This is a genomic window from Streptomyces sp. NRRL S-1813 (genome assembly GCF_000719605.1).
Taxonomy (GTDB): Bacteria; Actinomycetota; Actinomycetes; order Streptomycetales; family Streptomycetaceae; genus Streptomyces; species Streptomyces decoyicus.
The window spans coordinates 46542-58139 of the sequence record NZ_JOHB01000040.1 but is presented as its reverse complement, the minus strand read 5'-3'; the positions used below and the strand labels follow the sequence as shown (position 1 = coordinate 58139).

Genomic DNA, 11598 nt, shown 5'->3' with positions numbered 1-11598 from the left:
CACGGTCGTCTTCGCGATGTTCGCCGGCTTCCACTTCTGGTGGCCGAAGTTCACCGGCAAGATGCTGGACGAGCGGCTCGGCAAGATCACTTTCTGGACGCTGTTCGTGGGCTTCCACGGCACCTTCCTCGTCCAGCACTGGCTGGGCGCCGAGGGCATGCCGCGGCGTTACGCGGACTACCTCGCGGCCGACGGCTTCACGACGCTGAACACCATCTCGACGATCAGCTCGTTCCTGCTGGGCCTGTCGATCCTGCCCTTCATGTACAACGTCTGGAAGACGGCGAAGTACGGCGAGAAGGTCGAGGTCGACGACCCGTGGGGCTACGGCCGCTCGCTCGAGTGGGCGACGTCCTGCCCGCCGCCGCGGCACAACTTCCTCACCCTGCCGCGTATTCGCTCCGAATCCCCGGCGTTCGACCTGCACCACCCGGAGATCGCAGCCCTCGATGCGCTGCACAACGGCCGCGGCTCCGAGGATGACAAGGCCCTCGCCGGCGGCAAGGAGGCGGGCAAGTGAAGATCCAGGGCAAGATGTTCATCTGGCTCGCCGTCTTCGTCCTCGCCATGGCGATCGTCTATGGCGTCTGGTCGAAGGAGCCGGCGGGTACCACCGCTCTGTTCCTCGCCTTCGGCCTGTGCATCATGGTCGGCTACTACCTGGCCTTCACGGCCCGGCGGGTCGACGCGGGTGCGCAGGACAACGAGAACGCCGAGGTCTCGGACGACGCCGGTGAGCTGGGCTTCTTCAGCCCGCACAGCTGGCAGCCGCTGTCCTTGGCCGTCGGTGGCGCGCTCGCCTTCCTGGGCGTCGTCTTCGGCTGGTGGCTGCTGTACTTCTCCCTCCCGGTGATCCTCGTCGGTCTCTTCGGCTGGGTCTTCGAGTACTACCGCGGCGAGAACCGCACGCAGTAACCACGGCGCATGTGCCGTACGGCGGGCCCGGACACCTCAACAGGTGTCCGGGCCCGTCTCGTTTGGCGGCCGGGGGCAGACCCGTTTGCAGTCCTCCAGCGCGCTGAGACAGGTGATTCTTCATATTTTTGGGGCATGAGTCACAGACCTCGAACCCGGACGGTGCTGAGCTGCGGCCTCCTGCTCGTGCCCCTTGCGGTGAGCGCCACCGCGTGCGGGGGCTCGGATTCGGAAGCGCTCTCCGCCAATCCCTACGACGCGGCCGACCAGATCTCGGCCAACACCCCCGACGGCAACAAGAAAGCGGACCCCGAAAAGCCGCTGGAGGTCTCCGTCAAGGGGGACGAAGCGCGGATCACGGACGTGACCGCCACCGATACCACCGGGCGCGCCGTCCGCGGCGAGCTGAGCGCCGACGGCAGGCACTGGCGCACCACGGTGCCACTGGCCGCCGGCAGCCGCTACACGGTGCGGGTGAGCACCGAGGAGGAGGACGGTTCGCCCGGCCGGAAGACGCTCGTGGTCAACACCCGCGGCGCAGACGGCCAGTTGACCGCCACCTTCGGCCCGAAGGAGGGCGAGTACGGCGTCGGCCAGCCGGTCACCGCCGAGCTGAGCCAGCCGGTCAAGGACCAGAAGGCCCGTGCCGTGGTCGAGAGCGCCCTGAAGGTCGACTCCATGCCGCGGGTCCAGGGCTCCTGGCACTGGGTGGACGACAAGAAGCTGCACTTCCGCCCGAAGGAGTACTGGCCCGCCCACGCCACCATCTCCGTGCACAGCAACCTGGCGGGCCTGAAGGTCGCCAAGGGGCTCTACGGAGGCCCGTCCAAGCCGGTGAAGCTCACCACCGGCGACCGGGTGGAGGCCGTCACCGACGCGGCGACGCACCAGATGACGGTGCTGCGCAACGGTGAGTCGATCAACACCATCCCCGTGACCACCGGCAAGCCCGGCTTCTCCACCCGCAACGGCGTCAAGGTCGTCCTCGGCAAGGAGAGCTTCGTACGGATGCGCAGCTCGACGGTCGGCATCGCCGCCGGGAGCGGAGACTCCTACGATCTGCCGGTCTACTGGGCCACCCGGGTGACCTGGAGCGGTGAGTACGTCCACGCCGCACCCTGGTCCGTCGGATCGCAGGGCGCGGCGAACGTCAGCCACGGCTGTACGGGCATGTCGACGAGCAACGCCCAGTGGTTCTTCAACACCGTGCGGGTCGGCGACATCGTCAAGGTCGTCAACAGCGGCGGGGACACCATGACGCCGTTCGACAACGGCTTCGGCGACTGGAACATGCCCTGGCAGGAATGGCGCGACGGCAGCGCGGTGAAGAGCAGGGCCTCCAGCACCACAGGAGCGGCCGAGCGCGCCCAGAACCCCGCCGACGACGCCAGGCTGCGCCCGAAATTCTGAGCGCCGCCCAGCGGGCCGCTCAGGCCTGTACGAGGTGCCTGCGGCGCAGCAGGCCGGCCAGGGCGTCGGCGAAGGCCACCGGGTCCAGCGGATGCGTCACCGCGGCGTCCGCACGGCTCCAGGTCGCCAGCCAGGCGTCCTGGGGGCGGCCGATCAGCAGCAGCACCGGCGGGCACCGGAAGATCTCGTCCTTGATCTGCCGGCAGACACCCATCCCGCCCGCGGGCGCCGTCTCGCCGTCCAGTACGCAGACGTCGATGCCGCCCTGCTCCAGGGCGGTGAGGACGGCGGGCGCGGTGGCGCACTCCAGGATCTCGATCTGCGGGGCATCGGCGGCGGGGCGTCGTCCGGCCGCCAGCCGGACCTGCTCGCGGGTGTTGGCGTTGTCGCTGTAGACCAGCACCGTGGCAGTCGCCTGCATCGTTCCTCCACGCTTCGTAGCGGCACAGCATCGGGTGGGGCGGATGCTACTCCCGCGGCGGGTGTCCGCAGGAGGGGTTGGCCGGAACCAAGATCTGCCCGACGGGCCGTCAGGGCGGGCTCCGGCGGGGCGGGCGGGCGGCGGCGCGCCCGGTGCGTCCCCCCTTCGAGCGACCGCCGAAATGGCGCGTACGAGCAGGGCATACGCCCTTGACACACCGAACGGCACCCCCCGGAGTGAGGGCGGGATAAGCGACCGACATAATGTCGGTCGTGGCGACAGCAACGACAGTAGAAACCGGGCACGCGCACCCGTCGGTCAATCGGCCGAACCTCACCAGCGTCGGAACCATCATCTGGCTGAGTTCCGAGCTGATGTTCTTCGCGGCCCTCTTCGCGATGTACTTCACCCTTCGTTCGGTGACCGGATCCGAGTATTGGAAGGAATCCGCCAGTGCGCTGAATCTTCCGTTCTCAGCGACCAACACCACGATCCTGGTGCTCAGCTCTCTGACCTGCCAGCTCGGCGTTTTCGCGGCCGAGCGTGGCGATGTCAAGAAGCTCCGGGCCTGGTTCGTGGTCACCTTCATCATGGGTGCGATCTTCATCGGCGGTCAGGTCTTCGAGTACACGGAGCTGGTCAAGCACGAGGGCCTGTCGCTCTCGTCCGGCCCGTACGGCTCGGTGTTCTACCTGACCACCGGCTTCCACGGACTGCATGTGACGGGCGGTCTGATCGCCTTCCTGCTGGTCCTGGGCAGGACGTACGCGGCCAAGAGGTTCACCCACACGCAGGCCACCGCGGCCATCGTCGTGTCCTACTACTGGCACTTCGTCGATGTCGTCTGGATCGGCCTCTTCGCCACGATCTACCTGATCAAGTAGTCCGGGCCCGTACCGGCTCGCATCAGACAGACATATCCAAAGCATCGACGCAGAAGATCCTGACACCGGGGTAATCCGTGAAAAAGCTCTCCGCACGACGGCGCCATCCGCTGGCGGCGCTCGTCGTCCTACTCTTCGCGCTGGCGGTCACTGGGGGGCTGTACGCCGCGTTCGCGCCGGCGGACAAGGCTCAGGCCGATGACACCGCCCAGTCTCTTGCCGTCAAGGAGGGCAAGAAGCTCTTCGCCGTGGGCTGCGCCAGCTGCCACGGCACCGGCGGTCAGGGCACCTCCGACGGCCCGAGCCTGGTCGGCGTGGGCGCCGCAGCCGTCGACTTCCAGGTGGGCACCGGCCGTATGCCCGCCCAGCAGCCCGGCGCCCAGGTGCCGAAGAAGAAGAACATCTACACCAACGCCCAGATCGATCAGCTCGCGGCCTACGTCGCGTCGCTGGGCCCCGGCCCGAGCGTGCCGTCCAAGGAGCAGTACAGCCCCGAAGGCGCCAACATCGGCAAGGGCGGCGAGCTGTTCCGCACCAACTGCGCGCAGTGCCACAACTTCACCGGTAAGGGCGGCGCCCTGACCGACGGCAAGTTCGCACCGACGCTCGAGGGCGTGGACCCGAAGCACATCTACGAGGCCATGGAATCCGGCCCGCAGAACATGCCCTCCTTCGGTGACGGCTCGCTGTCGAAGGAGAACAAGAAGGACATCATCGCGTACCTCGGCGCCGTCAACGGCGATGATTCCGAGAGCCCCGGCGGCCTTGACCTCGGTGGTCTCGGTCCGGTCAGTGAGGGTCTCTTCGGCTACATCTTCGGCCTGGGCGCGCTGATTGCGGTCGCCATCTGGGTCGCAGCCCGGACTACGAAGGCCAAGAAGTCATGAGCGAGACTGGACGACACGAAGACGTGCCAGAAGAAACCCTTCCCAGTGAGCGGGAGACGGCTCACGAAGGCGCGGTGGCCACGGCGGAGAACCCGTTCGCGGACCCGGGCCTGCCGCCCCACGAGCACCGTGCCCAGGACATCGACGAGCAGGCCGCCCGGCGCTCCGAGCGCACCGTGGCCTTCCTCTTCCTGGTGTCGATGGTGGCCACGGTCGGCTTCATCGCCTCGTACGTGGCGATCCCGATCGACAAGATCGTCTACATCTGGCCGATCGGACACATCAGCGCGCTGAACTTCGCGCTCGGTCTGACGCTCGGCGCGGCGCTCTTCTGCATCGGCGCCGGTGCGGTCCACTGGGCCCGCACGCTGATGTCGGACGAGGAGGTCGCCGACGAGCGCCACCCGATCGAGGCTTCGCCCGAGGTCAAGGCCAAGGTCATGGCGGACTTCGCAGAGGGTGCGAAGGAGTCGCAGTTCGGCCGCCGCAAGCTGATCCGCAACACGATGTTCGGTGCGCTGGCCCTGGTGCCGCTCTCCGGTGTCGTCCTGCTGCGCGACCTCGGGCCGCTGCCCGGGAACAAGCTGCGCACCACGGGCTGGAAGAAGGGCGTCCGCCTGGTCAACCAGGCGACCAACCTCCCGCTGCGTCCCGAGGACATCGCGGTCGGCTCCCTGACGTTCGCCATGCCCGAGGGCCTGGAGGAGGACGACGAGGAGTTCGCCGAGAAGATCGCCAAGGACGCCCTGATGATCGTGCGGATCCAGCCGCAGAACATCAAGGACAAGCACGAACTCTCCTGGTCGCACGAGGGCATCGTGGCGTACTCGAAGATCTGCACCCACGTGGGTTGCCCGATCAGCCTGTACGAGCAGCAGACGCACCACGTGCTCTGCCCCTGCCACCAGTCGACGTTCGACCTCTCTGACGGCGGTCGGGTGATCTTCGGTCCCGCCGGGCACGCCCTGCCGCAGCTGCACATCACAGAGAAGGACGGCTTCCTGGAGGCCGCAAACGGCTTCGAGGAGCCCGTCGGCCCGAGTTTCTGGGAGCGCGGATGAGTAACGAGACAACCGCGACCACCACACGTCGTGGCCAGGCGCCACGGGGCGAGCGGATCGCGGACTGGGCGGACGGCCGGCTGGGCATCTACAGCCTCGCCAAGTCCAACATGCGCAAGATCTTCCCGGACCACTGGTCCTTCATGCTCGGTGAGGTCGCGCTCTACAGCTTCATCATCATCATCCTGACCGGTGTCTATCTGACGCTGTTCTTCCACCCGAGCATGGCCGAGGTGACCTATCACGGTTCCTATGTGCCCATGCAGGGGATCCGGATGACGCAGGCCTTCGAGTCGACGCTGGACATCAGCTTCGACGTCCGGGGCGGGCTGCTTATAAGGCAGATCCACCACTGGGCCGCGCTGGTGTTCCTGGCCGCGATGATGGTCCACATGATGCGGGTGTTCTTCACCGGCGCCTTCCGCAAGCCGCGTGAGGTCAACTGGCTGTTCGGCTTCCTGCTGTTCGTGCTGGGCATGTTCACCGGCTTCACCGGCTACTCGCTCCCCGACGACCTGCTCTCCGGTACCGGTGTGCGGTTCATCGAGGGCGTCATCCTCGCGATGCCGCTGGTCGGTTCGTACCTCCAGTTCTTCATCTTCGGCGGGGAGTTCCCGGGGCACGACATCATCCCGAGGTTCTTCACGGTGCACGTCCTGCTGCTGCCGGGCATCATGCTCGGCCTGCTGGTGGCGCACCTGATCCTGGTCTTCTACCACAAGCACACCCAGTTCCCGGGTGCCGGCAAGACCAACAACAACGTCGTGGGCATGCCGCTGCTGCCGGTCTACATGGCCAAGGCCGGAGGCTTCTTCTTCCTGGTCTTCGGTGTGATCGCCGCGATCGCCGCGATCGCCAGCATCAACCCGGTGTGGGCGATCGGCCCCTACCGGCCCGACCAGGTCTCCACCGGCGCCCAGCCCGACTGGTACATGGGCTTCGCCGAGGGTCTGGTGCGTGTCATGCCGGGCTGGGAGTGGAACTTCTGGGGCCACACCGTCAACTTCGGCGTGCTGATCCCGATCATCATCTTCCCGCTGGTCCTGGTCGCGATCGCGGTCTACCCGTTCGTCGAGTCCTGGGTCAAGGGCGACAAGCGCGAGCACCACATCCTGGACCGCCCGCGCAACGTCCCGACCCGTACCGGCTTCGGTGTGGCCTGGCTGATCGCGTACTTCGTGATGCTGATCGGTGGCGGCAACGACCTGTGGGCGACGCACTTCCACCTGTCGATCAACTCGATCACCTGGTTCGTCCGGATCGCGTTCTTCGTCGGGCCGGTGCTGGGCTTCATCGCCACCAAGCGGATCTGCCTGGGCCTCCAGCGCCGCGACAAGGACAAGGTGCTGCACGGACGCGAGTCCGGCATCATCAAGCGCCTGCCGCACGGTGAGTTCATCGAGGTCCACGAGCCGCTCGACCAGGAGCAGCTGCACGTGCTCACGCAGCACGAGCAGCCCGCGCCGCTCGAGCTCGGTCCGGAGGTCGACGAGAACGGTGTGGCACGCAAGGTGTCGCGCTCGCAGAAGCTCCGCGCCAAGCTCTCGAAGAGCTACTACGGCGAGGACAGCGTCATCGCCAAGCCCACGGTGGAGGAGTACAAGGAGATCACCAGCGGCCACGGCCACCACTGATCACCTCGGCGCCTCGTAGCGCACCGTAGGTAGTACGCCACCCAGAGGGCCCCGTCCGATCACCGGACGGGGCCCTCCGGCGTTCGGGGCGGCTCGATAGGGTGACGGCATAAGCAGGAGACAAACCAGGAGTGTGGACCATGAACGTTGTGACCCCGGTTGGCGGCGACAGCGTGGCGGCCCACACCTGGCCGGACTTGCTCAACGCCCTGCTCGACGGCCGTGACCTCGCCGCGGACGACACCGCATGGGCGATGGACAAGATCATGCGGGGCGAGGCCGGCGACGCCCAGATCGCCGGCTTCGTGGTGGCGCTGCGGGCCAAGGGCGAGACCGTCGCGGAGATCTCCGGCCTGGTGCGCACCATGTACGCCCACGCCCGGCTGATCGAGGTGCCGGGCCCCAGCGTCGACATCGTCGGCACCGGCGGCGACGGCGCCAAGACCGTCAACATCTCCACGATGTCCTCGATCGTGGTGGCCGGCACCGGCGCCAAGGTCGTCAAGCACGGCAACCGCGCGGCGTCCTCGGCCAGCGGTGCCTCCGACGTGCTGGAGAAGCTCGGCGTCAATCTCGACCTCACCCCGCAGCGGGTCGTCGAGGTCGCCGAGGAAGCGGGCATCACCTTCTGCTTCGCGGTGAAGTTCCACCCCGCGCTGCGGCATGTCGCCAACGCCCGGGGCCAGCTCGGCATCCGTACGACGTTCAATGTGCTGGGCCCGCTGACCAACCCCGCGAAGGTCCGCGCCCAGGCGACCGGAGTCGCGGACGCCCGGATGGCGCCGATCCTGGCCGGGGTGCTCGCCGAGCGCGGCTCCTCCGCGCTGGTCTTCCGCGGCGACGACGGCCTGGACGAGCTGACCACGACCGCGACCTCCCGGGTCTGGATCGTCCGGGACGGCACGGTGCGCGAGGAGGCCTTCGACCCGCGGGACGTGGGGATCGAGCTGGTACCGGTGGAGGCGCTGCGCGGCGCGGACGCCTCGTACAACGCGGAGGTGGCCCGCCGGCTGCTGGACGGCGAGACCGGTCCGGTGCGTGATGCGGTGCTGCTGAACTCCGCGGCGGCGCTGGTCGCGCTGGAGCCGTCCGACGCCCCGCTGGCCGCACAGATCCGGGCCGGCATCGACCAGGCCGCCGCCTCGATCGACTCCGGAGCGGCCCGGCAGGCGCTGGAGCGCTGGGTGGCCGCCAGCAACGCATGAGCCCGCGGTGACGCAGAGTGTGACGCAAGCCCCGGTCCGGTATACGGACCGGGGCTTGCGTGATGTTGCCCGTGTGGCATGATTCTGCCCAGGTCACGAGTGACAGCGATGCAGGCCCCGGCCCGCTGTCCGGCAACCCTCCTTCCGTGGCGGGGTGCCCCGGGTGATGACCAGGCCGTAGGCAGCGAGGTCTGCGGCAAGCGCGGATCCCTCGCCAGGGATCCTGGTCCTCGAGGGAGAACTTCCGTGAATCAGCGAATGCGATAGGGCTCGACGGCCCCTTTTCCGCATCCCTTTTTCTTTCCCGTTGCGGCGCCGTGCGGTGCGCTCCCCGCGCCCCCGCCCGCAGCGAATTCGCTTACCTCTTACGGGAGTTCGCCATGTCTGTTTCCGCCGTTGCCGCCGACCGTTCCGTCTGTGCCCCGCTGCCGGTCCTCGGCCGGGATGTCCGCGTCCCGCTCGTGACCGGCGGCGAGGTCGACTACGCCGCGCTGGACTACGCCGCCAGCGCCCCCGCGCTCCAGCGGGTCTGGGACGACGTCGCGGCCTACGCTCCGTACTACGGCAGCGTGCACCGCGGCGCCGGGTACCTCTCGCAGCTGTCCACCGACCTCTTCGAGAACAGCCGCCGGACGATCGCGGAGTTCCTGGGCTGCGGCATCGAGGGGGGCCTGGGCGAAGCCCAGTCCGGCAAGGGCGGTGGTGGGCGACGGGAGGGCGACCAGGTCGTCTTCACCCGCTCGACCACCGACTCGCTGAACCTGCTCGCCGCCGTACTCCCGCAGGACACCCGGGTGTTCGTCTTCGAGACCGAGCATCACGCCTCGCTGCTGCCGTGGGAGCAGCGCGCGGATGTCGCGGTGACGTACCTCAACGCGCCGCGCACCCCGCAGCAGGCGGTGGACACCCTGGAGAAGGCGCTGGCCGAACGCGAGCCGTACGGCCCGGCGCTGGTGTGCGTGACTGGTGCGTCGAATGTGACCGGTGAGCTGTGGCCGGTGCGGGAGCTGGCGGCCGCCGCGCATGCGCACGGCGCGCGGATCGTCCTGGACGCGGCGCAGCTCGTCCCACACCACCCCGTGGACCTCGCCGAACTGGACGTCGACTGGGTCGCCTTCTCCGGACACAAGCTGTACGCGCCGTTCGGCGCCGGTGTGCTGGCCGGCCGCGCGGACTGGCTCCAGGACGCCGCACCGTACCTGGCCGGCGGCGGTGCCAGCCGCAAGGTCTCCCGGCGGACGGACGGCGGCGTGGACGTCGAGTGGCACACCACCGCCGCCCGGCACGAGGCCGGTTCGCCGAACGTCATCGGCGCCTATGCGATCGCCTCGGCATGCCGGGCCCTGTCCGAGGCCGGTTTCGAGGGCCTGGTCGCCCGCGAGCAGGCCCTGATCACCCGGGTGCGGGAGGGCCTGGCCGAGGTGCCCGAGGTGAACGTGCTCTCGCTCTTCGGCGAGGACGCCGCGCGGGTGGGGGTCCTCTCCTTCGTCGTCGAGGGCTGGAACAGCTCGCACTTCGCGGCGGCACTCTCGGCGGAGTACGGCATCGGCGTGCGCGACGGCCTGTTCTGCGCACACCCCCTCGTACGGACCCTGCTGGGCAGCGAGCCGCAGGAGCCGGGCGAGTGCGGCGCCCCGGACTCGGCACCCGGCGAGCGCTCACTGAACGCCATCCGCGTCAGTTTCGGCGCCGGCACCCCCGACGAGCACGTCGAGCGGTTCCTCCGCGCCGTCAAGGAACTGGTGACGGACGGCGCCCGCTGGAACTACCGCACCGAAGACGGGCGTTGTGTGCCCGCGGTGTAACGCCACGTTTTCGGCTTTCCCGCCGTGGTTCGTCGCCCCCGGCCCGCCCCTCCCGTGAGTGGAGAAAGTAAAAGTGGGTGGGGGTGGGCCACCGGCGTGGGCGTTTCCAAGTGATCTACGAGGCGCGCCGGACCATCCACGAGCACCCCCACCAGCCTTCCCCATCCCCAACGGGAGGGGCCGCGCCGCAGGACGAAGTCCGCAGGAGCGGCACCGCACCCGACAGCCCCGCGCAGCGGACCCGGCCCGCCGCAGGCGCAACGGCGAGACGAACCACGGCGGGCAAGCCGACAACGTGGGGCGCAAAGCAAAGCGCAGCGGAGAGACGCAACGGCGACAAACCCCCACGGCGGGACAGCCGAAAACGTGGGAAAGAAAGGGCTACGCGTCGAGCCCGATCGCAAAGGCAGCCTCAAGATCGTGCTGCGAGTACGTGCGGAACGCGATGTGCGTCTCCGTGGCGGCGACGCCGGGGACCTTGCTGATCCGGCCGGGGATGACATCCGCGAGGTCGTCGTGGGCGGCGACCCGCACCATCGCGATCAGGTCGTGGGCACCGGTGACCGAGTAGACCTCGCTGACCCCTTCCAGCGCGGCGATCTTCTCGGCGATCTCCGGGATCTGGTCCACGTTGGTCTTGATGAGCACGATCGACGTGATCACGGCTGGCTCTCTCCCTCGGTCGCCCGGACATCCCCCCTGGTGGCCCCCACACTATCCCTCCCGTAGCGGACCCATGCGTAGAGGAACCCGAGCGCGAAGCCGACGACATGGGCGAGGTAGGCGACACCGGGACCGCGGGGATCCTCCTGCGCGGCATGCCACTGGAGGAAGAACCAGAAGAGCAGCACGATCCAGGCGGGGAAGCGCAGCGGCAGGAAGAACAGGAACGGGAAGATGCTGGTGACCCGGGCCGTGGGGAACAGGAAGAGGAAGGCGCCCAGTACGCCGGAGATCGAGCCGGAGGCGCCCACCAGCGTCTGGCCCGAGGCGGCGTGTGCGGCCGCGTAGCCGAGCAGCGCCAGGTAGCCGATGATGAGGTAGAAGGCGGCGAACGGCAGCCGGCCCATGCGCGCCTCGGTCATTGCGCCGAAGACGTACAGAAACAGCATGTTGCCGAGCAGGTGCAGCCAGCTGCCGTGCACGAACAACGCGGTGAGCGGGGTGATCAGCGCCCGTACCGAACCGCTCCACAGGTCCAGCGGGATCACGCCCCACCGCTCGAAATACGCGGTCTGGGCCTTCAGCAGGGCGTCGCCGCTGCCGTATATCCGGTTCAGGCCGGAGGCGGGGCCGAGCACGAAGACCGCACAGCACAGGCCGATCAGCACATTCGTCACCCGCGAGAACACCGCGGCCAGCGACCGGGTGGGGCG

At 68.5% G+C, this 11598-nt stretch carries 12 protein-coding genes and 1 riboswitch; of the genes, 9 read left to right on the top strand and 3 right to left on the bottom strand.

Features of this window, described 5'->3' with window-relative positions:
* The 3 genes from IF67_RS0134425 to IF67_RS0134415 form a co-directional block, all read left to right on the top strand.
* On the top strand, positions 1–520 hold a 520-nt coding region (locus IF67_RS0134425), incomplete at its 5' end, for a cbb3-type cytochrome c oxidase subunit I (RefSeq protein WP_199812825.1).
* Positions 517–915: a cytochrome c oxidase subunit 4 gene (locus IF67_RS0134420; protein WP_030992420.1), complete on the top strand. Its 399-nt coding sequence runs from the start codon at positions 517–519 to the stop codon at positions 913–915. The genes IF67_RS0134425 and IF67_RS0134420, both read left to right, overlap by 4 nt.
* A 135-nt stretch (positions 916–1050) precedes the next feature.
* Positions 1051–2325 (top strand): L,D-transpeptidase, encoded by a 1275-nt coding sequence (locus tag IF67_RS0134415; protein ID WP_234341526.1) that lies wholly within the window; start codon positions 1051–1053, stop codon positions 2323–2325.
* Positions 2326–2344: 19 nt separating this feature from the next.
* Here the strand turns inward: IF67_RS0134415 and IF67_RS0134410 are convergent, their stop codons facing one another.
* On the bottom strand, positions 2345–2746 hold the full coding sequence (locus IF67_RS0134410; RefSeq protein ID WP_030083933.1) for a response regulator transcription factor: 402 nt from the start codon (positions 2744–2746) through the stop codon (positions 2345–2347).
* A 263-nt stretch (positions 2747–3009) separates the two neighbouring features.
* On the opposite strand from IF67_RS0134410, the gene IF67_RS0134405 reads away from it, so the two are divergent.
* The 6 genes from IF67_RS0134405 (at position 3010) to IF67_RS0134380 (ending at position 10222) form a co-directional block, all read left to right on the top strand.
* Positions 3010–3630, top strand: coding sequence for a cytochrome c oxidase subunit 3 (locus IF67_RS0134405; RefSeq protein ID WP_030083931.1), 621 nt, complete (start codon positions 3010–3012; stop codon positions 3628–3630).
* A gap of 77 nt (positions 3631–3707) precedes the next feature.
* Positions 3708–4517, top strand: coding sequence for a c-type cytochrome (locus IF67_RS0134400; protein WP_030992417.1), 810 nt, complete (start codon positions 3708–3710; stop codon positions 4515–4517).
* Positions 4514–5578, top strand: a complete 1065-nt coding sequence (locus IF67_RS0134395) for a ubiquinol-cytochrome c reductase iron-sulfur subunit (RefSeq protein ID WP_037840215.1) — start codon at positions 4514–4516, stop codon at positions 5576–5578. Before IF67_RS0134400 ends, IF67_RS0134395 begins: the two co-directional genes overlap by 4 nt.
* Complete coding sequence (locus tag IF67_RS0134390) at positions 5575–7212, top strand: cytochrome b (protein ID WP_030083925.1); 1638 nt, start codon at positions 5575–5577, stop codon at positions 7210–7212. The genes IF67_RS0134395 and IF67_RS0134390 overlap by 4 nt, the downstream gene beginning before the upstream one ends.
* A gap of 140 nt (positions 7213–7352) precedes the next feature.
* Complete coding sequence (gene trpD / locus IF67_RS0134385; RefSeq protein WP_030992415.1) at positions 7353–8417, top strand: anthranilate phosphoribosyltransferase; 1065 nt, start codon at positions 7353–7355, stop codon at positions 8415–8417.
* 91 nt (positions 8418–8508) lie between these two features.
* A riboswitch (SAM riboswitch) is annotated at positions 8509–8626 on the top strand.
* Between the two features lie 171 nt (positions 8627–8797).
* A complete protein-coding gene (locus tag IF67_RS0134380; RefSeq protein WP_030992413.1) occupies positions 8798–10222 on the top strand; it encodes an aminotransferase class V-fold PLP-dependent enzyme in 1425 nt (474 codons plus the stop codon).
* Positions 10223–10603: 381 nt separating this feature from the next.
* Here the strand turns inward: IF67_RS0134380 and IF67_RS0134375 are convergent, their stop codons facing one another.
* Positions 10604–10885 (bottom strand): Lrp/AsnC family transcriptional regulator, encoded by a 282-nt coding sequence (locus IF67_RS0134375; RefSeq protein ID WP_030086627.1) that lies wholly within the window; start codon positions 10883–10885, stop codon positions 10604–10606.
* Entirely contained in the window at positions 10882–11562 is a 681-nt protein-coding gene (locus tag IF67_RS0134370; protein WP_030992411.1) for a rhomboid family intramembrane serine protease, read from the bottom strand. Before IF67_RS0134370 ends, IF67_RS0134375 begins: the two co-directional genes overlap by 4 nt.
* Between the last annotated feature and the right edge of the window lie 36 nt (positions 11563–11598).

Bases quoted from the DNA above. Each gene is read 5' to 3' on its own strand.
- IF67_RS0134415 (WP_234341526.1), top strand. From the start codon at position 1,051: ATGAGTCACAGACCTCGAACCCGGACGGTGCTGAGCTGCGGCCTCCTG.
- IF67_RS0134410 (WP_030083933.1), bottom strand. From the start codon at position 2,746: ATGCAGGCGACTGCCACGGTGCTGGTCTACAGCGACAACGCCAACACC.
- IF67_RS0134405 (WP_030083931.1), top strand. From the start codon at position 3,010: ATGTCGGTCGTGGCGACAGCAACGACAGTAGAAACCGGGCACGCGCAC.
- IF67_RS0134395 (WP_037840215.1), top strand. From the start codon at position 4,514: ATGAGCGAGACTGGACGACACGAAGACGTGCCAGAAGAAACCCTTCCC.
- IF67_RS0134390 (WP_030083925.1), top strand. From the start codon at position 5,575: ATGAGTAACGAGACAACCGCGACCACCACACGTCGTGGCCAGGCGCCA.
- trpD (WP_030992415.1), top strand. From the start codon at position 7,353: ATGAACGTTGTGACCCCGGTTGGCGGCGACAGCGTGGCGGCCCACACC.
- IF67_RS0134380 (WP_030992413.1), top strand. From the start codon at position 8,798: ATGTCTGTTTCCGCCGTTGCCGCCGACCGTTCCGTCTGTGCCCCGCTG.